The sequence below is a fragment of the Streptomyces sp. LaPpAH-108 genome, assembly GCF_000373625.1.
Lineage (GTDB): Bacteria > Actinomycetota > Actinomycetes > Streptomycetales > Streptomycetaceae > Streptomyces.
In genome coordinates, this window is record NZ_KB891987.1 from 83,557 (window position 1) to 106,840 (window position 23,284).

A 23,284-nucleotide genomic window follows, 5' to 3' on the forward strand; every position below is an offset into this window, starting at 1 on the left:
GGCCTGTCCGTTATGCCCGGTGTAAATACCGGCTGAAATGGGGTTTTCCGTCAGCAGGGGGGCGCGCGAAGGCCCCGGAACAGCCATGCGAAACTTTTCACATGAGTACCCGTAGCCGCGCCGCTCTGCTCGGTGCCGTGACCGCCCTCGCGGCCCTGGTCCTGTCCGCGTGCGGCAGCGGCGGCATCTCCGGCGGGGGCGGCGACACCAACTTCGTCACCGGTGACAACGGCGTCGACACCGTCGCCCCGGACCAGCGCGTCCAGGCACCCGACCTGTCCGGGAAGACCATCGACGGCAAGCACCTCGATGTCGCCGACTACCGGGGCAAGGTCGTCGTCATCAACGTCTGGGGCTCCTGGTGCGGCCCCTGCCGCGCGGAGGCCAAGTACTTCTCCAAGGTCTCCAAGGAGTACGCGGACAAGGGCGTGCAGTTCGTCGGGATCAACACCCGCGACTCCAACACCACCCAGCCCCGCAACTTCGAGAAGGCCAACGGGATCACGTACCCCAGCCTGTACGACCCCACGGGCAAGCTCATGCTCCGCTTCGAGAAGGGCACCCTCAACCCGCAGCTGATCCCCTCCACGCTGATCATCGACCGGCACGGGAAGGTCGCCGCGCGCGCCCTGGAGCAGCTGGACGACCTCGCGCTGCGGGAGATGCTCAAGCCGGTCGCGGCGGAGAAGTGACGTGAGCCCGCTCCTCACGCTCGCCGCAGGCGGGCAGAACCAGACCGTGCTCAACGGCGCCCTGCTGCTCGCCCTGCCCGTCGCGGTGCTCGGCGGGCTCGTCTCCTTCTTCTCGCCCTGCGTCCTGCCGCTGGTGCCGGGCTACCTCTCCTACGTGACCGGCGTCACCGGCACCGACCTGGCCGACGCCCGGCGCGGCCGGATGGCGACCGGCGCCGCCCTGTTCGTGCTCGGCTTCACCGTCGTGTTCGTCTCCGGCGGCGCCCTGTTCGGGTTCTTCGGCCAGACCCTCCAGAGCTACAAGGACATCCTGACCCGGGTGCTCGGCGTGCTCATGATCGCGCTCGGCGTCTTCTTCATGGGCCTGATGCCCTGGCTGACCCAGCGTGAGTTCCGCTTCCACCGGCGCCCGGCCACCGGACTCGTCGGCGCCCCCCTGCTCGGCGCCCTCTTCGGGATCGGCTGGACGCCCTGCATCGGCCCGACCCTCGCCTCCGTCGTCGCCCTCTCCTCCCAGCAGGCGAGCGCGGGCCGGGGCGCCATACTCACCGTCGCGTACTGCCTGGGGCTCGGCGTGCCCTTCGTGCTCACCGCCGTCGCCTTCCGCAAGGCGCTCGGCGCGTTCGGCTGGGTCAAACGCCACTATGTCTGGGTGATGCGCATCGGCGGCACGATGATGATCGTGACCGGTGTGCTGCTGCTGACCGGGGCCTGGGACCACCTGGTGCAGGGGATGCAGACCTGGTCCGACGGCTTCTCTGTGGGGATCTGATGAGCAAGACCACTACCGACACCTCCCCGGAGGGCCTGGGCGCGGCCGGCTCCCAGCTGTCCACCGCGCCCCAGGAGGACACGTCGACCCCGCCCTCGCTGGGCGTCATCGGCTGGGCCCGCTGGTTCTGGCGGCAGCTGACCTCCATGCGGGTCGCGCTGCTGCTGCTCCTGCTGCTCTCGCTCGGCGCGATCCCCGGCTCGCTGATCCCGCAGACCGGCGCCGACGCGAGCAAGGTCGACGACTTCCGCAAGGCGCACTCCACGCTCGCGCCCGTCTACGACCAGCTCGGGCTCTTCCACGTCTACAGCTCGGTGTGGTTCTCCGCGATCTACATCCTGCTGTTCGTCTCCCTCATCGGCTGCATCGTCCCGCGCACCGGGCAGTTCGTCGGCCAGCTCCGCAGCCGTCCGCCGGGCGCCCCGAAGCGCCTTGACCGGCTCCCGGCGTACACCACCTGGCGCACCACCGCCGACCCCGAGCAGGTCCGTGAGCAGGCGCTCGCACTGCTCAAGAAGCGCCGCTTCCGCGCCCACCGGGTCGGCGACGCGGTCGCCGCCGAGAAGGGGTACGTGCGCGAGCTGGGCAACCTGGCCTTCCACATCGCCCTCATCGTGCTGCTCGTCGCCTTCGCCTCGGGCCAGATGTTCAAGTCCGACGGCACCAAGCTGATGGTCGAGGGCGACGGCTTCTCCAACGCGCTGCCGATGTACGACGACTTCAAGTCCGGCAGCATGTTCCAGGCCGACGACCTGGTGCCGTTCAGCTTCGACCTGAAGGACTTCACCGGCACCTACGAGATGTCCGGCCCCAACCGGGGCACCCCGCGCACCTTCCAGGCGAAGATCGCCTACAGCGAGGGCGCGTACGGCAAGCAGCGCACCACCACCGTCAAGGTCAACGAGCCGCTGAGGATCGGCGACTCCAAGGTCTACCTCGTCAGCCACGGCTACGCCCCCGTGATCACCGTCCGCGACGGCAAGGGCAAGGTCGTCTACCACGACGCGGTCCCCCTGCTCCCGCTCGACGGCAACGTCACCTCGCAGGGCGTCGTCAAGGTCATGGACGGCTACCGCGACGCCCAGGGCACCAAGGAACAGCTCGGCATCCGGGCCTTCTTCCTGCCGACCTACGGCGGCGGCACCAACGTCCTCTCCCAGTTCCCGGCGCTGCTCAACCCGGTGCTCAACCTGGAGCCGTACCACGGCGACCTCGGCGTGGACGCGGGCCTGTCGCAGAGCGTCTACCAGCTCGACCAGCGGCACCTGAAGGGCTACAAGGACGCCAAGGGCGCCCAGCTGCGGGACAACCTCAAGCCCGGCCAGACCATGAAGCTGCCGAACGGCGCCGGAACGGTGACCTTCGAGAAGGACATCAAGGAGTGGGCGGGCTTCGAGATCGTCCAGGAGCCCGGCGGCGGCTGGGCCCTCGGCGGCGCGCTCGCCGCGATCTTCGGCCTCGCCGCGTCCCTCTTCATCCAGCGCCGCCGCGTCTGGGTCCGCGCGGCCACGGGCCCCGACGGCGTGACCGTCGTGGAGATGGCGGGCCTCGGCCGCAGCGAGTCCGCGAAGGTCCCCGAGGAACTGTCCGACCTCGCCGGAACCCTGTACGACCGCGCGCCGGGCGCCCCCGAAAGCGCCGCCCCCGCCGACGACGACACCAACGACGACACCGACGCATCCCACGTCGTACCTGCCGAAGGGGCTGAGCAGTGATCCTCGCCGCCGCCACCAACGAACACCTCGCGAGTGTCAGCAACACGCTGATCTACTCGTCGATGGCCGTCTACACCCTGGCCTTCTTCGCGTACATCGCCGAATGGCTCTTCGGCAGCCGCAGCAAGGTCGGCCGTACCGCCGCCGCGCTCACGGCCGGAGGCAAGGCGGCGAAGACCGAGGGCCCCGCCGTCACCGTCAAGCAGGCGGGCGGCACCGCCGTCCTGGAGCGGCCCCAGGTCGTCGTCCGCCAGGCGGCCGGTGCCCGGGACGTGCCGGACGGCCCCGGCGCCCACGGCGGCGACGTCCAGGGCGACATGTACGGCCGGATCGCCATCTCCCTGACCGTCCTGGCGTTCCTCGTGGAGCTGGCCGGTGTGGTCGCCCGCGCGGCCTCCGTGCAGCGTGCCCCCTGGGGCAACATGTACGAGTTCAACATCACCTTCTCCACCGTCGCCGTCGGCGTCTACCTCGGGCTGCTCGCGCTGAAGAAGAACGTGCGCTGGCTCGGCCTGTTCCTGATCACCACGGTCCTGCTCGACCTCGGCCTCGCCGTCACCGTGCTCTACACGGCCAGCGACCAGCTGGTCCCGGCCCTGCACTCGTACTGGCTGTACATCCACGTCTCCACCGCGATCTTCTGCGGCGCGGTGTTCTACGTGGGCGCGGTCACCACGATCCTGTACCTCTTCAAGGACTCCTACGAGAACAAGCTGGAGAACGGCGGCACGCCGGGCACCTTCGCCCGTTCGGTGCTGGAGCGGCTGCCCGCCTCGGCCTCGCTGGACAAGTTCGCCTACCGGGTCAACGCGGCCGTCTTCCCGCTGTGGACGTTCACGATCATCGCGGGCGCGATCTGGGCGGGCGACGCCTGGGGCCGCTACTGGAACTGGGATCCCAAGGAGACCTGGTCCTTCATCACCTGGATCGGCTACGCCTGCTACCTGCACGCCCGCGCCACCGCCGGATGGAAGGGCCGCAAGGCCGCCTACCTGGCGATGCTCGCCTTCGCCTGCTGGCTGTTCAACTACTACGGCGTCAACATCTTCGTGACCGGCAAGCACTCCTACGCGGGCGTGTGACCGGCCGGTACGGGACACTGGTGCCATGAGCGGTTCCATCGAACAGGGCACCAGTCAGACCCACGGGAACACGCACATACTCCATCTGCTGGTGCGTGTCCCGAGGCCCATGGAGGACATCTGGCCCGCGCTGGCCACCGCCGAGGGCCTGACCGGCTGGTGCGTCCGGGTGGACGTCCTCGAACCCCGCCTGGACGGCACCGTCGCGCTGCGCGGGCTCGGGGCGGGCCGCATCACCGCCTGGGACGTGGACCGCGTCGCCGAGTACACCGTCGAGGGCGGCGGCCGGATCCGCTTCCACCTGGAGCGCGACGGCGAGATGGGCAGCGCGCTGCGCTTCACCCACGAGTTCCAGGGCGAGGGCGCCACGGAGGCGGACTGGCGCGCACGCTTCGAGCGCCTGCTCGGCTCACTGAGCTGAGCAGGCCGCCGGACCCTCCTCGCCCAGCCCCGCCCGCAGCGCGTCCCTCAGCCGGGTCAGCCGGGTGATCTCCGCGTCGAGCGCGGCGATGCGCCGTTCCACGACCGCCGCCCCGACCGCGCCCTGCCGTGCCGTACCGGCCCGCGCCGTCCCGGCCGTCGTCGTCCCGCACGGGCGGGGGTCCGCCGCCAGGAGGGGCAGACGGTCGGCGACGGCCGTCAGGTCCGAGACGGTGAGACCGAGGGCGAGCAGCCGCCGGATCACCTGGAGCAGGGCCAACTCGTCCGGGCCGTAGTCCCGCTGCCCCGAGCCCGTACGGCGCGGCGGCGGGAGCAGCCCGCGCTGCTCGTAGAAGCGCAGCGCCCGGGGTGTCGTCCCCACAGCCGCCGCCGCGTCCCCGATCCTCATGCCCGGCCCGCCCCTCGGCTCTACGGCAGCTCCACCACGACCGTGCCGGAATACTGCCCGGCGACCAGTGCGGACAACGCCTCCGGGGCCCGGTCGAGTCCCGGGATCCGGGTGACCGGGAAGCGGATCTCCCCGGCGCGCAGCCAGCGCCCGAACCGGCCGGTCCACTCCTCCTCCACGCCCGGGTGCTCCGAACCCCGGTAGCCCCCGAGGGTGACTCCGCGCACGACGAGCCGGAAGGAGTCCAGCTCCACCGGCGCCGTCGCGCCCGCGCCCCCGGCCGCCAGCTGGCCGTCCAGCGCGCCGACCAGAGAGAACCGCGCCCCGGTCCGGGCCGCGTCCACCGCCGCGGCGAGCTGGTGCCCGCCCACGGTGTCCAGCAGCACGTCGATGCCGTCGGGGGCCGCCCCGGCGAGCCGGTCGGCGAAGTCGCCGGGGTCCGTCCCGGCGGTGACCACCGCGTCGTAGCCCAGCTCGGAGACCAGCCGTTCCGCCTTCGCCGGGGAGCGGGTCGTGCCGATCACCCGGGCCGCGCCCAGCAGCCGGGCGGTCTGCCCGGCCAGCGAGCCCACCCCGCCCGCCGCACCGGTGACCAGCACGACGTCGCCCGCGCGCACCCGGGCCACCCGGGTGAGCGCGCCGTAGGCGGCCGAGCCGGAGGAGAGGGCGGCGACCGGATCGGGCAGCGCGGGATCGACCGGGGCGCACAGGGCCACCGGGACCAGGGCGTACGTGCGCCAGCCGAGCGGGTGCGTCACCAGGTCGCCGGGGCGGAACGGACCCGCCTCCGGGGCGGCGACCACCTCGCCCACGGCCGGGCCGAACAGCGTGTCCCCGGGCCGCAGCCCGGGCACCGGGGTGTCTCGCGCGGCCCCGCCGATCAGGGTGCGCAGACCGGCGAAGACCTGGAAGGCCCGGTTGCGCACGAGCACATGACCGGGCCTGGGTACGGGCGGCGGCACCTCGGCGACGGTGAGGTCGCCGGGCACGGGCAGCCCCTCGGGCACGGCGGCGAGCCGCACCTCACGGACGGTGGCGGGCGGGGCGGAGGTCATGGGCGTCTCCCGGGACGGCGGGCGGCAAGGGCCCGGGGACGCTAATCCCTGCCCCGCACGTCAGGGGCAAGCCCGGACGCTCACCCCGGGAGTGCCGACATCAGATCGCGCAGCCGCTCCGTGTACAGGCGCATGTTCTTCGTCGCCACGTCCGTGTCCGGATGGCGGCTCGCCAGCCAGAGCCCGTCGTGCAGACGGCTGACCCAGACGCAGACCTGGTCGCCGTAGGACACGCGGAGCAGCGCGTGCGCCTTCTGGCCGGTCCAGCGGTCGGCGCCCGCGATGCCCCGGGTGTCGACGTACGACACGATCGAGTACAGGTCGGGCGAGGTGGGCCGGAAGTCGGCGCCGAGCAGGCGCAGCACCCGGGCCAGCGGCATCCGGGACAGGGCGCGGTTGGACTGCAGCTCGGCGCGGACCGTGCGCAGGGTGGCCGTCAGATCGGGGGTGTGGGACACCGGGACCTCGATGGGGGCACCGCCCACGTACCAGCCGACCGAGTCGGTCCAGCGGGACTTCACCCGGGTGTGGAAGGGCACGACCGTGCGGTACACCGGCTGCTCGCCCAGCTCGTGCACGATCAGCGCGGTGGCCGCGAGCAGCCCGACCAGGCTCCCGCCGTACGGGCGGCAGTACGCCTCGAACGCCGCTGCCGCCTCCGCGTCCACCAGCGGCTCGCAGATCATCTTCTGCCGGGGCAGCGGGCCGCCCGGCTCGACCCCGAGGTCCACCGGGAACGAGGGCAGCGTGCCGTCGCAGCGCTGGATGAACTCCCGCCAGCGGGAGACGATCGCGTGATCGCCGTCGAGCCGGTCCGCGTCCGCGCGCTCGATCTCGCAGAAGTCCACGTAGCTCGCCGCCGGGGTGCGCACCACCGGGCCGCGCCCCTGGAGCCCGGCCGTGTACAGCTCCTCGATCTCGGCCGGGATGCCGTGCAGCGAGTAGGCGTCCACGTTGCTGTGGTCGAAGGCGAGGAAGACGGTGGCCGAGTCCTCGCGCACGACCGCCGCGTAGATCAGGTTCGGCCAGCGCAGCGCGTCCGCCACCGTGTCGAAACGGTCCTGGAGATGCCCGGCCAGCTCCTCGGCGTCCGGGAAGTCGCCGACCGTCTCCCGGTGCAGGGTCACGTCGTCCGCGTCCAGCGTGAAGCGGCGCAGTTCGTCGCCCTTCCCGCCCGCCCAGCGGAAGCCGCTGCGCAGCGTCTCGTGCCGTACGGTCCAGGCGCGCAGCGCCTCCTGGAGGACGTCGAGATCGACCGGGCCCGGCAGGTCGAAGGCGGCCCCCAGCCAGGTCGGCACGAACAGGCCGTCCTCGCGGACGGACCTCGCGGTCCTGATGTGCGACTCCTGGATGTAGGCCGGGGGCCGGGAGTCCTCCGGCAGGCTCGCCGCCGTCGCGACGGTCGCCGGACTCAGCGTCCACTCGACGAGCCGTCCCGGCCGGACCTCGCAGCGCTGGATGTCAGTGATTCGCACGCGTCTCCGATCGCAGAGGGGGCCCACTGGACGGGCCCCCGCTCAAGGGAATGCCGTCCCGAGCGGTGGAGACATGCCCGCGCCGGTCATTTCAGCGGAACGGATGGCCAGCCGAACGCGGAAGTGATTAACCGACCGTGACGGGTGCGCCCTCAGACCCCGATGTCCTCGCCCCACAGCTCCGGCCGCTCCGCGACGAACCCCCGCATCAGCGCGACACACTCCGGATCGTCAAGGAGCACGATCTCCACCCCGTGCGCGGCCAGCCACTCGTGCCCGCCGGAGAACGTCTCCGCCTCCCCGATCACCACCCGCGAGATCCCGAACTGCCGCACCAGACCCGAGCAGTACCAGCACGGCGAGAGCGTGGTCACCATCGTCGTCCCCCGGTACGACCGCTGCCGCCCCGCCGCCCGGAACGCGGCCGTCTCCCCGTGCACCGAGGGGTCGTCGTCCTGCACCCGCCGGTTCCGCCCCCGCCCGAGCAGTTCCCCGCCGGGGCCGTACAGCGCGGCCCCGACCGGCACCCCGCCCTCCGCCCGCCCGGTACGGGCCTCCTCCAGGGCGGTGGCGAGCCACGCCCGCGCCAGCTCCGTGTCCATGCGGGCACTGTGCCCGGCCGGGGGCGAGCGGGAAACGTACGGTCAGCGCGGCCGGTACGCGGTGGCCAGCACGGACACGGTGATCCGGCGGGGGAGGACCGGCTCCGCCGGGCCGAGGTGACGGGCGGTCGGGGTCATGCCCAGCAGGTCGCGGGCGTCGGCCGGGGGTACGGACAGGACGTACTCCACCCGCTCGGTGACCGCCGCCGTGAAGTACGGCTCCATCGCCCGGCGCAGCCGCTCCTCCTTGGCCGGGTCGACCGCCACCGGCGCGCGCAGCTCGGCCAGATGACCCCCGGTCGGACGCACCACGACCAGCCGCCCGCCCGGGCGCAGCACCCGGTGGAACTCGGCCGGATTGCGCGGCGCGAACACGTCGAGGACCACATCGGCCACCCGGTCGGCCAGCGGAAAGGGACGGAACACGTCCCACGCGGCAGCGGCGGCCCGCTCGTGCGCCCGGGCCGCCGTCCGCAGCGCCCGCACCGAGCTGTCCAGGCCGAGGCCACGCGCCCCGGGCAGCCGGTCGAGCGCACCGGCGAGGTAGTAGCCCGTACCGCAGCCGACATCCAGCACCAGGCCACTCCCCGTGCAGCCCTCCGCCGCCAGTTCCGCCACCGCGTCCCGCACGGGCCCGTACCGCCCGCCGGACAGGAAGCGCTCCCGCGCCCGCACCATCGCCGGGTCGTCCCCGCTGGTGGCCCGGGCACCGGTGAGCAGCCCGGCGTAGCCGTGCCGGGCGATGTCGAAGGCGTGCCCCGCCGGACAGCGCAGCACGCTCCGCTCGCGGCGCAGCGACGGCGCCCGGCACACCGGGCAGCGCAGCAGGCCGAGGACGGCATCGAGGGCGGGGAAGGGGGATGCGGGCAGGGGTGATGCGGACATGGCGGTGCTCCTGGCATGGCGTCGGGAAGGGACCGCGCCCGCGAGTGCGCCGTAGAACCGGGAAAAGGGCGTACCGGCCCGGAGAAGGGCGACGCCAAGAAACGGGGGGCACACCGCGGGCACGCCGAGGAGGGCGATGCCGTCCGGCGTCGCCCTCAGTGCCGTCCGGTCACAGGAAGCAGCGGTGCGGGGTGCTCAGGAATGCCACACCGGGATTCTACGAGCCCGCTCAGTCCCGTCAGTCCCGGTCGGGGTCGTCCTTCTCCAGGGACTTCAGGAACTCCGGGTTGTCGTCCGGGGCGATCCAGGGGGTCGCGGGGGCGGGGCGCTGCCGCACCTTGCCGACGAGCAGCCAGGCGACCGGGCCGACCAGGATCTCGCCGAACAGGAGGATGACGACCACCCAGGCGAGCTTGGGAAGGTGGCGGACCTCGTCCTCGGGGGTGTTCAGACAGTCCACGAAGGCATAGATCCACAGGGCCAGGACCAGCAGGAACGGCAGATACCTCAGCATGGGCGCGCGTTCTCCCGACGGTGTGTACGGCCCCGGTGACCGAGCCAGCGTATCCGGTGGCCGATACTGGGACACATGGCTTATGACGATCTTCGCTCCCTGCTGCGGGCGCTGGAGCGCGAGGGTGACCTCAAGCGCATCAAGGCCGAGGTCGACCCGTACCTGGAGGTCGGTGAGATCGTCGACCGGGTGCAGAAGGCCGGCGGACCGGCACTGCTCTTCGAGAACGTCAAGGGCTCCGCGATGCCCCTGGCGATGAACGTCTTCGGCACCGACCGCCGCCTCCTCAAGGCGCTCGGCCTGAAGTCGTACGCCGAGATCTCCGACAAGATCGGCGGACTGCTGCGGCCCGAGCTGCCGCACGGCTTCGTCGGCGTCCGCGAGGCGTTCGGCAAGCTCGGCGCGATGGCGCACGTCCCGCCGAAGAAGGTCAAGGGCGACCACGCGCCCGTCCAGGAGGTCGTCCTCACCGGCGACGACGTGGACCTCGACGCGCTGCCCGCCCTCTTCACCTGGCCCAAGGACGGCGGCTCCTTCTTCAACCTCGGCCTCACCCACACCAAGGACCCCGAGTCCGGCGTCCGCAACCTCGGTCTGTACCGGCTCCAGCGGCACGACAAGCGCACCATCGGCATGCACTGGCAGATCCACAAGGACAGCCGGAACCACTACCAGGTCGCCGCGCGCCGGGGTGAGCGGCTGCCGGTCGCCATCGCCTTCGGCTGCCCGCCCGCCGTCACCTACGCCTCCACCGCGCCGCTGCCCGGCGACATCGACGAGTACCTGTTCGCCGGGTTCATCGCGGGCAAGCGGATCGAGATGGTCGACTGCAAGACCGTCCCGCTCCAGGTCCCGGCCAACGCCGAGGTCGTGCTGGAAGGCTGGCTGGAGCCGGGCGAGATGCTGCCCGAGGGGCCCTTCGGCGACCACACCGGGTTCTACACCCCGCAGGAGCCGTTCCCCGCGCTGACGATCGACTGCGTGACGATGCGGAAGCGGCCGTTGCTCCAGTCCATCGTGGTGGGGCGTCCGCCGACCGAGGACGGGCCGCTCGGCCGCGCCACCGAGCGCTTCTTCCTGCCGCTGCTGAAGATCATCGTCCCGGACATCGTGGACTACCACCTCCCCGAGGCGGGCGGCTTCCACAACTGCGCGATCGTCTCGATCGACAAGAAGTACCCGAAGCACGCGCAGAAGGTGATGTCCGCGATCTGGGGGGCGCACATGATGTCCCTGACCAAGCTGATCGTGGTCGTCGACTCCGACTGCGACGTGCACGATCTGCACGAGGTCGCCTGGCGGGCGCTCGGCAACACCGACTACGCCCGTGACCTGGTGGTCGCCGAGGGCCCCGTCGACCATCTCGACCACGCCTCCTACCAGCAGTTCTGGGGCGGCAAGGCGGGCATCGACGCCACGAAGAAACTGCCCGAGGAGGGCTACACGAGGGACGGGGGCTGGCCGGACATGGTCCTGTCGGACCCGGATACGGCCGAACGGGTGACCCGGCGGTGGAAGGAGTACGGACTGTGAAAGACATCGGAATGATGGCGTCGAGCAGCGCGAAGACGGGGTTTCCCCGCCGACGCGGGGATGATCCGGAGTACGGACTGTGAGCACCTCGTCCGCCGCCGCGATCCCGCAGCCGGGCCGCACCAAAGCCTTCCTGCGCCTGGTGATGATCGAGCACTCGGTCTTCGCGCTGCCCTTCGCCTACATCGCCTCGCTCACCGCGATGTACCAGTGGGACAAGAACGTCCACTGGGCCCGGCTGCTGCTCGTCACCATCTGCATGGTCGGCCTGCGCACCTTCGCGATGGCCGTGAACCGGATCATCGACCGCGAGATCGACGCCCGTAACCCGCGCACCGCCCACCGCGAGCTGGTCACCGGCGCGATGTCGGTACGGCACGCGTGGACCGGCGCGCTGATCGCGCTGATCGTCTTCCTCGGCTCGGCCGCCCTGCTGAACCCGCTGTGCCTGGCGCTCGCGCCGGTCGCGGTGATCCCGATGGTGGTCTATCCGTACGGCAAGCGGTTCACCAACTTCCCGCAGGCGATCCTCGGTATCGCCCAGGCGATGGGCCCGGTCGGCGGCTGGCTCGCCATCTCCGGCACCTGGTCCTGGGACGCGGTGATCCTCGGCCTCGCGGTCGGCATCTGGATCGGCGGCTTCGACCTGATCTACGCCTGCCAGGACGTCGAGACCGACCGCGAGATCGGCGTGAAGTCGGTCCCGGCCCGCTTCGGCATCCCGGCGGCGATCTGGGGCGCGCGGGTGTGCCACGCGGCCACGATGGCCCTCTTCGTCTGGTACGCCCTCGCCACCCACGCGGGCGCGTTCTTCTGGCTGGGCCTGGTGATCGTGGGCTCGGCGTTCGTGTACGAACACCGGATCGTGCGACCGCACGACTTGTCGCGCCTCGACCGGGCGTTTTTCTCGACGAACGGGTTCATCGGCATCAGCCTGTTCGTCTGCGCGCTGATCGACCTGCTGGTGCGGGGCTTGACCTTCTGACACGTTCGGGTGGCGCCCGGCCACGAGCCTGGCCGGGCGCCCACGCGACGGCCATGCTGGTCAGGCGTCGGCCGGTGCGCTCTCCCCGCGGAGCGGGGGTGGTCCCAGCGCGATGCCGATGAATCCGTTCACGCTCATGTCGTCCCCGCGCCTGCGGGGCTTTCGCGGACCGCCCGGCCGACGCCCGTACCGGCCCTGTCGTGCGGCGGTCCGGCGTACCACCCCACCCGGCCTGAGCACAGCCCGTCACGCCGGTACTCTCAAGGTGTGAACGCAGGAGAATCGCAGCGCGTGCCTTGGATCGTGGGGGTTTCCGGAGCTTCCGGGACGCCGTACGCGGCTGCCGTGCTGCGGGCGCTGCTGGACGCCGGTGAGGCGGTGGACCTGGTGGTCAGCCGGGCCTCGCGGCTGACGCTGCTGGACGAGACGGGCATCTCCTTCCGCGACGCGCACTGGCAGGAGGACCTGCGGGAGTGGCTGGGGCGCGGCGCGGACGGCAAGCCCGGCACCTTCGAGGCGGACGTGCGCGGCGTGCGGTACTGGAACGCGGGGGACCTGGCCGCGGGGCCGTCCTCGGGGTCGTACCCCGTCAAGGGGATGCTGATCGTCCCCGCCTCCACCGCCTGCGTCGCCGGAGTCGCCCTCGGCCTGTCCAAGGACCTGCTGCAGCGCGCGGCGAGCGTCACGCTCAAGGAGCGCCGCCCGCTGGTCGTGGCCGTACGGGAGACCCCGCTGAACGGTCAGACCCTGCGCCATCTCGTCGCCCTGGACGACGCGGGCGCGAGCGTGGTCCCCGCCTCGCCCGCCTTCTACGCGGGCGCCACCCACATCCAGGACCTGGTGGACTTCGTGGCCGGGCGGGTGCTGGACGCGGCGGGTGTGGGGCACGGGCTCTACCGGCGCTGGAAGGGCGAACTGGGCGGCGGGGCGCGGAACACGTAGCAGAGCAGGCAGCGGTACTTCTCCATCAGCGGTACTTCTCACTCCACTTGGCAATTTCACACCGGAAGGCTTCGATCGCATGGACGCGGTGGACAGGCAGCTCATCCAGGCCCTGAGGGAGAACGGCCGGGCCTCGTACGCGGAGCTGGGCCGCCTGGTCGGTCTGTCGGGGCCGAGCGTCACGGACCGGATCAACCGGCTGGAGGCGGCCGGGGTCATCACCGGCTACCGCGCGACCGTGGACGCGGCCTCCCTCGGCCTCGGCGTGACCGCGCTGATCGGCATCTCGCTGTCGGACGCGGCCGACCACGAGGACGTGGCGCGCAGGCTCAAGGACCTCACCGAGATCGAGGACTGCTGGTTCATCGCCGGTGACGACTCCTTCATGCTGAAGGTCCGCTCCTCCGACGTGGACGGCCTGGAGAAGACGATCCGCAGGCTCAGCGGCACCAAGGGCGTCTCCCGCACCCGCACCACGATCGTGCTCTCCACCAAGTGGGAGAACCGGGTCGGCGAGCTGCCCGAAGAGGTGTAGTCACCAGGGGCAGGTGTTCCGGGGGGAGTACGGTTGGTCAGGTTGTCGGCGAAAGGTGTTGGTATGGACGTCGGGCTCAAGCGCGAGCTGGAGGAGAAGGTCCGCTCCGGTGAGCGGCTGACCCGTGAGGACGGCATCGCACTCTACGCGTCGGACGACCTGGCCTGGCTCGGCGGCCTCGCGCACGAGGTGCGGACGCGCAAGAACGGCGACGTCGTGCACTTCAACGTCAACCGGCACCTCAACATGACCAACGTGTGCACGGCGTCCTGCGCCTACTGCTCGTTCCAGCGCAAGCCGGGCGAGAAGGACGCGTACACGATGCGCATCGAGGAGGCCGTGAAGCTGGCCAAGGCGATGGAGTCGGAGAACCTGACGGAGCTGCACATCGTCAACGGCCTCCACCCGAACCTGCCCTGGCGCTACTACCCGCGGTCCCTGCGGGAGCTGAAGGCCGCGCTGCCGCAGGTCTCGCTGAAGGCGTTCACGGCGACGGAGATCCACCACTTCGAGACCATCTCGGGTCTGTCGGCCTCCGAGATCCTGGACGAACTCATCGACGCGGGCCTGGAGTCGCTGACCGGCGGCGGCGCCGAGATCTTCGACTGGGAGGTCCGCCAGCACATCGTGGACCACCGCACGCACTGGGAAGACTGGTCGCGCATCCACCGCCTGGCGCACGAGAAGGGTCTGAAGACCCCGGCCACGATGCTGTACGGCCACATCGAGGAGCCGCGCCACCGCGTGGACCACGTGCTGCGGCTGCGGGAACTGCAGGACGAGACCGGCGGCTTCCAGGTCTTCATCCCGCTGCGCTACCAGCACGACTTCGTGGACATGAAGGACGGCAAGGTCCGCAACAAGCTCCAGGCGCGCACCCAGATGGCGACCGGTGCCGAGGCGCTGAAGACGTTCGCGGTCTCCCGGCTGCTGTTCGACAATGTGCCGCATGTGAAGGTGTTCTGGGTGATGCACGGCGTGCAGACCGCCCAGCTCGCCCTCCAGCACGGCGCGGACGACATGGACGGCTCGGTCGTCGAGTACAAGATCACGCACGACGCGGACAACTACGGCACGCCGAACAAGCTGACCCGTGACGATCTGCTCGACCTGATCCGTGACGCGGGCTTCCGCCCGGTCGAGCGCAACACGCGCTACGAGATCATCCGCGAGTACGAGGGCCCGGACCCGCTGCGCCGGGAGACGCCGCAGGCGATGCGCGTCTGAGGCGGGGGCGGTCGCTCGTACCGCCGGTCGGAATTCTGTGGCCACGGGGCCGAGGTAAGGACTACCTTGGCCCCGTGGCTCTTACTTTCACCCTGGACCCCGCCGTCACCCCCGATCTGCGCGACGGCCTCCTCGACCTGTGGACGGAGGTCACCAACGCGGGCGGCGCCGTCGGCTTCGTACCGCCCGTGACCCGCGAGGAGATACGCCCGGAGCTGGTCCGCACCCTGATGCGGCTGTCCGAGGGGCACAGCAGGCTGCTGGTCGGGCACGACGAGGACGGCCGGGTCGCGGCGACCGCGTTCCTCACCTTCAACACCCACCGCCTGATGACCCACTGGCTGTGGCTGTACACGGTCATGGTCCACCCCAAGCACCAGGGCCGGGGCTACGGCCGCGACCTGCTCACGGCCGCCGCCGACGCGGCTCGCGGCTTCGACGGGATAGAGGCGATCCGGCTCGGCTGCCGGGGCGGCCACGGTCTGGAGCGCTTCTACGCCTCCTGCGGCTACCAGGAGGTCGGCCGGGTGCCCGGCGCCATCCGCGTCGCCCCCGGTGACCACCGCGACGACATCACCATGCTGCTGCCGCTGCGCTGAGACCCGCCGCCAAGATCGACCGCTCGGCGTGCTTCACTGGGCGATGCCCCTTGGGGGGCTTCGAACCCGTACGAACGGAAGTGGATGGACATGCTCCGCTACACGCTGATGCGTCTCGGCGTCTTCGCCGGCTGCCTCGTGGTCGCCTGGGGAGCCGTCTACTCGGGCCTCTTCCCGCGCGGCTTCGGTGACTCCAACTTCTTCTGGGTCGTCCTCCTCGCACTGGTCCTGTCCGCCCCGATCAGCTGGATCGTGCTGCGCAAGGAACGCGAGCGGGCCTCCGTCCAGATCGTCGGCCGCGTCGACCGGATGAAGGCCAACCTGGACGCCAACCGCAACCAGGAGGACGGGGCGGACGACAGCGTGCGCACCCAGTCCCAGCCGGGCTGACCGAGCCTTTTCCGCCGCCTTCCCGCCCCGGTCCCAGAAGCGGCCGGCGGCGCATCGTCCCACGTCAGGCCCCGATACCCTGATACGCGATCCGCGCCCCCGTCCCGGGCGCGCCCCGCTGCGAAGGGAAGTCGCCCGTGGAGTTCCGGCTGCTCGGCACGGTCTCCGTCGACACCTTCACCGGGCCCCTGCCGCTCGGCCCCGCCAAGCGCCGCAGCCTGCTGGCCGCGCTGCTGCTGTCGGCCAACACCCCCGTCTCGGTGGCCCGGTTGACGGAGTCGCTGTGGGACGAGACGCCCCCCTCGCAGGCCCGCAGCGTCATCCAGGGGCATGTCTCCCGGCTGCGCGCGCTGCTCACCGGCGCGGACGCGGCGGCGTACGGGGTCGAGCTGGTCACGCTCACCGACGCCTACCTCCTGCGGGTGCCCGAGTCCCTGCTGGACGCGCAGCGGTTCGAGGAGCTGCTGATGATGGCCCGGCAGCAGCGCGAACCCGCCGACGCGGCCATGATGCTCACCGAGGCCCTGTCGCTGTGGCAGGGCCCCGCGCTCGGCGGCGCCTTCACCGGGGCACCGCTCCAGGCCGCCGCGCACACCCTGGAGGAGTCGCGGCTCGCCACCGTCGAGGAACTGGCCCGCACCTACACCGCGCTCGGTGAGCACCACCGGGCGGCCACCGTGCTGCGCCCGGAGGCGGTCGCGCATCCGATGCGGGAATCGCTGGCCGCCGCCCTGATCAAGGCGCTGTACGGCGCGGGGCGCCAGGCGGAGGCGCTGGACTGGTTCCACCGCACCCGGCGGCTGCTCGCCGACGAACTGGGCATCGACCCCGGGCGGGAGCTGGCCGACGCGTACGCGCTGGTCCTGCGGGGCGGGGAGGTCGCGGACGCACCGGTCGTGGCCGCGTCCGTACCCGTGGCCGTCCCCGAGTCTCCGGCGGCTCCGATCCCGGCCCCGGCCCCGGCCCCGGCCCCGGTCGCCGTCGATCCGCTGGTCCGGCTGCCCTCGCCCGCCGCCCCGGTCGTCCCGCCCGCCGAGCTGCTGCCCCGGGCGCCCCGGGGTTTCCAGGGCCGTACGGAGGAGCTGGCCGCGCTCAGCCGGGCGGCGGCGGGCGAGGCGCCCGTGTGCCTGATCACCGGTCCCGCCGGGGTGGGCAAGACGGCGCTGGCCCTCCAGTGGGCGCACCACAAGGCGGCCGTCTTCCCGGACGGGCGGCTCTACGCGGATCTGCGCGGCTTCAGCGAGACCGGCGAGCCCACGCTCACCGACGTCCTGCGGGAGTTCCTGCCCGCGCTCGGGGTGCCGCCGCGCCGGGTGCCCGAGTCCGCGTCGGCCGCCGCCGCGCTGTTCCGCACCCTGACCGAGCGGCGCAGGCTGCTGGTCGTCCTGGACAACGCCCGTGACTCCGCGACCGTACGGGCCCTGCTGCCCGGCGGACCCGACTGCGTCACGCTCGTCACCAGCCGCCACCGGCTCGAAGGGCTCATCGCGTCCGACGCGGCCCGGCCCGTGCCGCTGGACGTGCTCGAACCGCAGGACGGCATGGCGCTGCTCGCCGGAGTGCTCGGCGAGGAACGCGTGCTCGCGGAACCGGTGGCGGCCCAGCGGCTCGCGGAACTCTGCGGCGGCCTCCCGCTGGCCCTGCGCGTGGTCGCCGCACGCCTGGCCGGACGCCCCGGCAGGCCGCTGGCCGCGCTGGCGGCGGAGCTGGCCGACGAACGGGGGCGGCTGGCCCGCCTCGCCGTGGACGACACCGGGGTCGCGGCGGCTCTGCGCCTGACCGTCCAGCAACTCCCGCCGGACGCCGCAGAGTTGCTGGCCCGGCTCGGGCATCACCCTGGCAGCCATGTCGACGCGTACGCGTGCGGGGCGCTCCTGGAGACAGGACCCGCCGACGCGCAGGCCACGCTGGAGCGGCTGGGCGCGGCCCACCTCGTCACGGAGACGGCGCCGGGCCGCTGGACGCTGCACGACCTGGTCCGGCTGTACGCCCGGGACATGGAACCGGAGGCCGGACCCGCGGCCCTGGTCCGGGCCCTGGACCACCTGACCGCGACCGCGCTCGCCGCGACCGACACCGCCGAACCCGGCGGCGGCGCCTGCTTCGGGCTGCCGGACGACTTCCACCACCCGTGCGCGGTACGGGAGTTCACCGACCGGGCCGAGGCGCTTGCCTGGTTCGCCGCCGAACGCGACGACCTGGCCCGCGCGGTGGCCGCCGCCCGCTCCGCCGGGTTCCACGACCGCGCCTGGCGGCTCGTCCTGCTCCACTGGCCGCAGGTGGTGCTGCGGGTGCGCGACGGCTGGGTGCCGCTGCTGGAGTCCGCCCTGGACTCGGCGCGGATACGGCAGGACGCGTACGCCGAGGCACGGGTGCTCAGTCTCCTCGGCTGGGTGCTCACGGAGGAGGGCCGCACCGCCGAGGCCGTCGCCCTGCTGGAGACCGCGCCCGCGCTGGCGCGCAAGGCGGGCGACGGCCCGGGCGAGGTGACCGCCACGATCAACCTCGCCGTGGCCCGCGCCGAACACGGCGACCTGGACACCGCGTTGGAGGACTGCGAGCGGGCCGCCGGACTGGCCCGCGCCGCATCCGACTGGCACACGGAGATGCTCGCCCTCCAGCACCTCGCCCGCACCCTCCTGACGGCGGGTCACCCGGACCGCTCCCTGGACACCGTCCGCACCGCCCTCACCCTCGGCCCCGAACACGAGGAACCCGCCCGCCGCGCCCTCCTCCTCACCACGGCAGGCGAGGCCCACCTCTCCCTCGGCGCCCACGAAGAAGCCGTCCACCTCCTGGAACGCGCCGCGGACGAGGCCGAACGCGAGGGCTACGACGAGGGCGCGGCCCGCGCCCTGGAGTGCCTGCTGCGGGTGGCGGAGAAACCGGAGTACCGCACCCGGCACGAGCGCGCGGTGCGGCGGCTTGCGCGGGAGGCGTGAGCCGGGCCGGGACCGTAGGGGCGGCACCCGCTCCGTGATCTTGCGGTTACCGCGAGGTTATGGATTCGACGCCTCAATTCGTACAACCATTGACCGTTGTGCTCAAAGTCACCACCTTTGCGGAATCTTGGGTTCCGTATGCCCGATTCTTGGGGTTGCCTCGTTGTTGATCAGTGCCGTTCTTTAGATGAAGGAACTGTGAGCACGATGTGGGTGGGATATGGCGGGGTTGTGGTACCGGTCGCGGGGGACAAGTGGGGCGGTCGGGGCGCTGCTCGGCATCACGCTGACGACGGGACTGGTCGTCCCGGTCGCTGATGCCGCAGCCGCTGTACGGACGGCCGCGGCATCGTCGAGCGCGGCCGACGCGACGACGATCCACTCGGAGTCGGAAGCCCTGGCGAAGGCCGAGAAGTCCGGCGAGCCGGTGGAGGTCACGTCCCTGCGGGGCGAGAGCAGCGAGGTGTTCGCGACGCCGGAGGGAGACCTGGAGGCTCGCGAGTACCTGCGCCCGGTGTGGGCGCGGGACAACGGCAGGTGGAAGCGCGTCGACACGGAGCTGGCGGCGACCGGGGAGGGGATGGTCGCCCCGAAGTCCACGACGGTGGGAGTGCAGTTCTCGGGCGGCGGCGACAAGGCGCCGCTCGTGCGCCTGGAGCGCGCGGGGCGGAAGCTGAGCCTGTCGTGGCCGACCGCGCTGCCGAAGCCCGAGTTGTCGGGAGCCGTGGCGACGTATCCCTCGGTGATGCCGGACGTCGACTTGCGGATGACGGCCCAGGAAGACGGCTTCACCCAGCTGCTGGTGGTGAAGTCGGCCGAGGCGGCGGCCAGTTCGGAGCTGGCCCAGCTCCGGCTGAAGCTCGCGGCCGACGGCATGGACGTCAAGGAGACCGGCGCGGGCGGTCTCCAGGCGCTGGACCAGGGTTCGAAGGGAACCGTGTTCGAGGCGCCGAAGCCGATGATGTGGGACTCCAGCCCCGGCGACGCTCCGGCGCCCCGGTCGGCGAAGTCCGCGGCCACTACGGCCACCGCGACCACGGACGACGAGACCGGGGAGCCCGGCGCGGGTGAGTCGGGCAAGCTGGCACCCGTGGGCGTGACGGTACCGGCCGCTCAGGACGAGTTGGTGCTGACCCCGGACCAGGACGTGCTGACGGGCGAGGACACCCACTACCCGGTGTTCATCGATCCGCAGTGGTACTCGCCGCGTGCGTCGGCGTGGACGATGGCGTCGAAGTACTGGGCGTCGTCGCCGCAGTGGAAGTTCAACGGCGATCCGGACGCCGGCATGGGCTACTGCAACTGGACGTACTGCCAGCCCAGCGACACCAAGCGGCTCTTCTACCGCATACCGGTCTCGAAATTCGCGGGCAAGTCGATCCTCTCGGCGGAGTTCGTGGTCCACAACACATGGTCGGCGTCCTGCTCCAGCCGCGCTGTCGAGCTGTGGGAGACCAAGGACATCTCGTCGTCGACGACATGGAACTCGCAGAACGCGTCGGGCTTCTGGGCCAAGCGGCTGGCGTCGGAGTCGTTCGCGTACGGCTACTCGGGCTGCTCCGCCAAGGACGCCGAGTTCGACGTGAAGTCCGCGGTGCAGTCGGCCGCGAACGCCAAGGACTCCACGATGACGTTCGGGCTGCGCGCCGCCAGCGAGTCGGACGCGTACGGGTGGAAGCGGTTCTCCGACAAGGCGCATCTGCGGGTGAAGTACAACCGTCCGCCCGCGCAGATCAGGATGTCGCAGCTGACCATGGAGTACGGCGGCACCTGCAAGAAGCCCTCCGGCGCCGCGCGCGTGCGCACCCTGGGCAAGATCTACGCGAACAGCGTGACCGATCCGGACGGTGACACCGTCTCGGTGCAGTTCCAGGCGAAGTGGGACGGCGGGTCATGGAGCCCGGCGAAGACGTCGGCGAAGAAGTCGGGATCCTCGTTCTCGATCAGTCTGCCGTCGTCGATTCCCACCGACAAGACCGTCAACTGGTACGCCCGCTCCTATGACGGGGCGCAGTACTCGCCGTGGTCGTACGCGGGTGATCCGACCGCCTGCTACTTCGTCTACGACACGTCGGTGCCCAAGGCCCCCACGGTCGGCTCCGGCGAGTACCCGGCCTCCGACCCGGACGATCCGGACGACCCCTGGTACGACGGAGTGGGCCGGTACGGCTCGTTCGAGGTCAAGGGCTCCGGCAGTGACGTGACGAAGTACTGGTACGGCGTCAACGGCGACCCGTCCTCGAAGAACGAGATCACCACGTCCGGGGGCGCGGCGCGGATCGCGAAGGTGCTTCCCGCCGCGCCCGGCGTGAACTTCTTCACCGCGCGGGCCTTCGACGCCGCCGGGAACGCCAGCGAGATCCGCACCTACCAGTACCGGGTGAAGGCAGGCCAGCCCGAACGGGCGACCTGGCAGCTGGACGAGGCCGAAGGCGCGGACGAGGCCAAGGGCTCGACACCGGCGCGCAAGCTGGCTCTGCACGGTGGCGCCACACCCGGCGCGGCCGGTGTGCAGGGGAGCGCGGTGCACTTCAACGGCACCGACGGCTACGCCTCCACCGACCTGCCCGCGGTGGACACCAGCGGCGGGTTCGCCGTCTCCGCCTGGGCGAAGCTCGACAAGATCCCGACCGCGACGGCCGACGTGGTCGTGGCCCCCGGCAACAACGCGCCGGGTCTCGAGCTGTATTACTCGACGACCTACGGCTGGTCCTTCACCCAGTACAAGTCCGACGACACCTCCGCCGGGCTCGTACGCGCCGGGCAGGGCGACACCAGCAAGGTGAAGGCGGACACCTGGACGCACCTCGTCGGGTCCTACGACTCGGCCAGAGACGTGCTCGAGCTGTACGTCGACGGTGTGCTGGCCGCCTCGACGCCGTACAGCACACCGTGGGAAGCCAGGCGCGGTCTGCAGCTGGGCGCCAAGAAGTTCACCGGCACGCCGGGCGCGCTCTTCCCGGGCGCCATCGACCAGCTGCAGCTCTTCGACAAGCCGCTGACGCAGAGCGAGGTCGACAAGCTGCACGGCAAGCAGTCCGTCGGTGACCCGGGCCGGCCCGCCATCGCCGTTTTCGACCTGGACGAGGAGAGCGGTGCCACCGAGATCACCGGGCACGGCGGAGTTCTGCCCGCCCGGTACAACGGCACGGTGACCACGGGGGTGGAGGGCATCGCCGGGAAGGCCACGAAGTTCGACGGCTCCAGCGGGTACGCGAAGATCGGGCAGGCCAGCGGTGCGCACGTGAACACCTCGCGCGCCTTCACCGTCTCCGCGTGGGCGAAGCTGGACAGGAAGCCGACAACCGCCGCGGTGATCGCCGCACAGGCCGGCAAGGACCGGCCAGGTTTCGAGCTGTACTACTCGGCGGCGTACGACCGCTGGGCGGTCAACCAGTACTCGTCGGACGCCCCCACCGCGACGCCGGTACGTGCGATGCAGGCCGACGGCGTGACGGCCCGGGCGGGCGAGTGGACGCAGCTGGTGGGGGTTCACGACCCGGTGGCCGACACCCTCACCCTGTACGTCAACGGCGTCAAGGCGGGCTCGACCAAGCTGGCCGGTGCCTTCTACGCGGACCGGTCGATGTACATCGGGGCGGGCAACTACAGCGGGGACATGGCGAGTTACTTCCCCGGAGTCATCGACGACGTGCGCCTGCTCGACCGGCCGGTCTCGGCCGAGGAGGCCCAGCAGATGTTCCGGCAGCGCCCGCTGGTCAAGGCCCGCTGGATGTTCGAGGAAACCTCCGGCACCACACCCGCGACGGTCGCGGACGCCGCGGGCACCGGCAACAAGCTGACCCTCAACGGCGGCGCCGCCCAGTCGGACCAGAGCTACATGGACCTCGGCGCGATGGAGCTCGACGGTTCCACCGCGTACGCGAGCGCCGACACGGTACCGGTCGACACCTCGGGCAGCTTCACGCTGACCGCGTGGGCGCAGGCCGCGGCGATGCCTGCCGGACCGGTCGCGCTGACCAGCGCGGAGGGCAGCAGCCGGAGCGCGTTCACGGTGCGCTTCGTGCCCGATGCCGTCGACCCCGAGAACCGCCCGGGGAGCTGGCAGCTGTCTGTCGCGGACAGCAACAGCCCGAGTGCCACCGTCGTCGAGGTGGCCAACGGCGAGTTCTACGACGCCCGGGCCTGGAACCACCTGGCGCTGGTCTACGACGGCTTCGCCAAGGAGGCCCGTCTGTACGTCAACGGCGGCCTGGCCGAGGTCGCCTGCGAGGACGCCGACGGCGACGGCACCGAGGACAGTCCCACCTGCGCCGACCTGGTGCCCTGGTCGGAGAACACCCTCGCGTTCAAGGCGACGTCGCTGCAGATCGGCCGGGAGGGCACCGGCAGCGGCGCCGGGCACTACTTCCCCGGTCTCGTCGACGACGTGTGGGCCTTCCAGGGCGCGCTGAGCGACGCCCAGGTCGAAAAGCTCGCGGTCAGCTGGTTCGACGTACCCACCCAGGTACCCGGCGACTGACCATCCCCGCGGGGAAGGGCGCCGGGT

Annotated in this window: 20 protein-coding genes; 14 read left to right on the plus strand and 6 right to left on the minus strand. The window is 71.6% G+C overall.

The window, feature by feature from the left end; all coding sequences use genetic code 11:
* Positions 1-101 precede the first annotated feature (101 nt).
* The 5 genes from B079_RS0100375 to B079_RS0100395 are packed head-to-tail and all read left to right on the plus strand — an operon-like array spanning position 102 to position 4,682.
* The gene (locus B079_RS0100375; RefSeq protein WP_199779846.1) at positions 102-692 is read left to right on the plus strand and encodes a TlpA family protein disulfide reductase; all 591 of its coding nucleotides are present in this window, start codon (positions 102-104) and stop codon (positions 690-692) included.
* Between the two features lies 1 nt (position 693).
* Positions 694-1,464, plus strand: coding sequence for a cytochrome c biogenesis CcdA family protein (locus tag B079_RS0100380; RefSeq protein ID WP_018543789.1), 771 nt, complete (start codon positions 694-696; stop codon positions 1,462-1,464).
* Complete coding sequence (gene resB, locus B079_RS0100385) at positions 1,464-3,179, plus strand: cytochrome c biogenesis protein ResB (RefSeq protein ID WP_018543790.1); 1,716 nt, start codon at positions 1,464-1,466, stop codon at positions 3,177-3,179. The genes B079_RS0100380 and resB overlap by 1 nt, the downstream gene beginning before the upstream one ends.
* Positions 3,176-4,261, plus strand: a complete 1,086-nt coding sequence (gene ccsB, locus B079_RS0100390; protein WP_018543791.1) for a c-type cytochrome biogenesis protein CcsB — start codon at positions 3,176-3,178, stop codon at positions 4,259-4,261. Before resB ends, ccsB begins: the two co-directional genes overlap by 4 nt.
* 25 nt (positions 4,262-4,286) lie before the next feature.
* Positions 4,287-4,682 carry a hypothetical protein gene (locus tag B079_RS0100395; protein WP_018543792.1) on the plus strand — a complete coding sequence of 132 codons (396 nt, stop codon included), beginning with the start codon at positions 4,287-4,289 and terminating at the stop codon, positions 4,680-4,682.
* Here the strand turns inward: B079_RS0100395 and B079_RS0100400 are convergent.
* From B079_RS0100400 to B079_RS0100425, 6 genes are all read right to left on the minus strand, one after another.
* Positions 4,671-5,090 carry a MerR family transcriptional regulator gene (locus tag B079_RS0100400; RefSeq protein WP_018543793.1) on the minus strand — a complete coding sequence of 140 codons (420 nt, stop codon included), beginning with the start codon at positions 5,088-5,090 and terminating at the stop codon, positions 4,671-4,673. The genes B079_RS0100395 and B079_RS0100400 overlap by 12 nt on opposite strands.
* A 20-nt stretch (positions 5,091-5,110) precedes the next feature.
* On the minus strand, positions 5,111-6,145 hold the full coding sequence (locus tag B079_RS0100405) for an MDR family NADP-dependent oxidoreductase (protein WP_018543794.1): 1,035 nt from the start codon (positions 6,143-6,145) through the stop codon (positions 5,111-5,113).
* An 80-nt stretch (positions 6,146-6,225) separates the two neighbouring features.
* Positions 6,226-7,620 carry a condensation domain-containing protein gene (locus B079_RS0100410; protein ID WP_018543795.1) on the minus strand — a complete coding sequence of 465 codons (1,395 nt, stop codon included), beginning with the start codon at positions 7,618-7,620 and terminating at the stop codon, positions 6,226-6,228.
* Positions 7,621-7,772: 152 nt separating this feature from the next.
* The gene (locus B079_RS0100415) at positions 7,773-8,222 is read right to left on the minus strand and encodes a nucleoside deaminase (RefSeq protein ID WP_018543796.1); all 450 of its coding nucleotides are present in this window, start codon (positions 8,220-8,222) and stop codon (positions 7,773-7,775) included.
* A 42-nt stretch (positions 8,223-8,264) separates the two neighbouring features.
* A complete protein-coding gene (locus B079_RS0100420; protein ID WP_026248219.1) occupies positions 8,265-9,092 on the minus strand; it encodes a putative RNA methyltransferase in 828 nt (275 codons plus the stop codon).
* A 253-nt stretch (positions 9,093-9,345) separates the two neighbouring features.
* Entirely contained in the window at positions 9,346-9,621 is a 276-nt protein-coding gene (locus B079_RS0100425; RefSeq protein WP_018543798.1) for a PLD nuclease N-terminal domain-containing protein, read from the minus strand.
* A 75-nt stretch (positions 9,622-9,696) separates the two neighbouring features.
* Here B079_RS0100425 and B079_RS0100430 point away from each other — a divergent pair, with 75 nt between their 5' ends.
* The 9 genes from B079_RS0100430 to B079_RS0100470 all read left to right on the plus strand — a co-directional run bounded on the left by B079_RS0100430 (position 9,697) and on the right by B079_RS0100470 (position 23,257).
* The gene (locus tag B079_RS0100430; RefSeq protein ID WP_018543799.1) at positions 9,697-11,154 is read left to right on the plus strand and encodes a menaquinone biosynthesis decarboxylase; all 1,458 of its coding nucleotides are present in this window, start codon (positions 9,697-9,699) and stop codon (positions 11,152-11,154) included.
* Between the two features lie 79 nt (positions 11,155-11,233).
* Positions 11,234-12,139, plus strand: coding sequence for a menaquinone biosynthesis prenyltransferase MqnP (mqnP, locus tag B079_RS0100435; RefSeq protein ID WP_018543800.1), 906 nt, complete (start codon positions 11,234-11,236; stop codon positions 12,137-12,139).
* 291 nt (positions 12,140-12,430) lie between these two features.
* Entirely contained in the window at positions 12,431-13,081 is a 651-nt protein-coding gene (locus B079_RS0100440) for a UbiX family flavin prenyltransferase (RefSeq protein ID WP_026248220.1), read from the plus strand.
* 79 nt (positions 13,082-13,160) lie between these two features.
* Positions 13,161-13,616: an Lrp/AsnC family transcriptional regulator gene (locus tag B079_RS0100445; RefSeq protein ID WP_018543802.1), complete on the plus strand. Its 456-nt coding sequence runs from the start codon at positions 13,161-13,163 to the stop codon at positions 13,614-13,616.
* 63 nt (positions 13,617-13,679) lie between these two features.
* Positions 13,680-14,843, plus strand: a complete 1,164-nt coding sequence (mqnE, locus tag B079_RS0100450) for an aminofutalosine synthase MqnE (RefSeq protein WP_018543803.1) — start codon at positions 13,680-13,682, stop codon at positions 14,841-14,843.
* A gap of 74 nt (positions 14,844-14,917) precedes the next feature.
* The gene (locus B079_RS0100455; RefSeq protein ID WP_018543804.1) at positions 14,918-15,442 is read left to right on the plus strand and encodes a GNAT family N-acetyltransferase; all 525 of its coding nucleotides are present in this window, start codon (positions 14,918-14,920) and stop codon (positions 15,440-15,442) included.
* A 90-nt stretch (positions 15,443-15,532) separates the two neighbouring features.
* A complete protein-coding gene (locus B079_RS0100460) occupies positions 15,533-15,832 on the plus strand; it encodes a DUF4229 domain-containing protein (RefSeq protein WP_026248221.1) in 300 nt (99 codons plus the stop codon).
* A 137-nt stretch (positions 15,833-15,969) separates the two neighbouring features.
* Positions 15,970-18,774 carry an AfsR/SARP family transcriptional regulator gene (locus tag B079_RS0100465; protein ID WP_018543806.1) on the plus strand — a complete coding sequence of 935 codons (2,805 nt, stop codon included), beginning with the start codon at positions 15,970-15,972 and terminating at the stop codon, positions 18,772-18,774.
* 220 nt (positions 18,775-18,994) lie between these two features.
* Positions 18,995-23,257, plus strand: coding sequence for a LamG-like jellyroll fold domain-containing protein (locus B079_RS0100470; RefSeq protein WP_018543807.1), 4,263 nt, complete (start codon positions 18,995-18,997; stop codon positions 23,255-23,257).
* Positions 23,258-23,284 lie beyond the last annotated feature (27 nt).

Excerpts from the sequence above, each read along its gene's own strand:
- mqnE (WP_018543803.1), top strand. The coding sequence starts at position 13,680 with ATGGACGTCGGGCTCAAGCGCGAGCTGGAGGAGAAGGTCCGCTCCGGT.
- B079_RS0100400 (WP_018543793.1), bottom strand. The coding sequence starts at position 5,090 with ATGAGGATCGGGGACGCGGCGGCGGCTGTGGGGACGACACCCCGGGCG.
- resB (WP_018543790.1), top strand. The coding sequence starts at position 1,464 with ATGAGCAAGACCACTACCGACACCTCCCCGGAGGGCCTGGGCGCGGCC.
- B079_RS0100460 (WP_026248221.1), top strand. The coding sequence starts at position 15,533 with ATGCTCCGCTACACGCTGATGCGTCTCGGCGTCTTCGCCGGCTGCCTC.
- B079_RS0100430 (WP_018543799.1), top strand. The coding sequence starts at position 9,697 with ATGGCTTATGACGATCTTCGCTCCCTGCTGCGGGCGCTGGAGCGCGAG.
- B079_RS0100470 (WP_018543807.1), top strand. The coding sequence starts at position 18,995 with ATGGCGGGGTTGTGGTACCGGTCGCGGGGGACAAGTGGGGCGGTCGGG.
- B079_RS0100395 (WP_018543792.1), top strand. The coding sequence starts at position 4,287 with ATGAGCGGTTCCATCGAACAGGGCACCAGTCAGACCCACGGGAACACG.
- B079_RS0100445 (WP_018543802.1), top strand. The coding sequence starts at position 13,161 with ATGGACGCGGTGGACAGGCAGCTCATCCAGGCCCTGAGGGAGAACGGC.
- B079_RS0100405 (WP_018543794.1), bottom strand. The coding sequence starts at position 6,145 with ATGACCTCCGCCCCGCCCGCCACCGTCCGTGAGGTGCGGCTCGCCGCC.
- B079_RS0100415 (WP_018543796.1), bottom strand. The coding sequence starts at position 8,222 with ATGGACACGGAGCTGGCGCGGGCGTGGCTCGCCACCGCCCTGGAGGAG.
- B079_RS0100375 (WP_199779846.1), top strand. The coding sequence starts at position 102 with ATGAGTACCCGTAGCCGCGCCGCTCTGCTCGGTGCCGTGACCGCCCTC.
- B079_RS0100425 (WP_018543798.1), bottom strand. The coding sequence starts at position 9,621 with ATGCTGAGGTATCTGCCGTTCCTGCTGGTCCTGGCCCTGTGGATCTAT.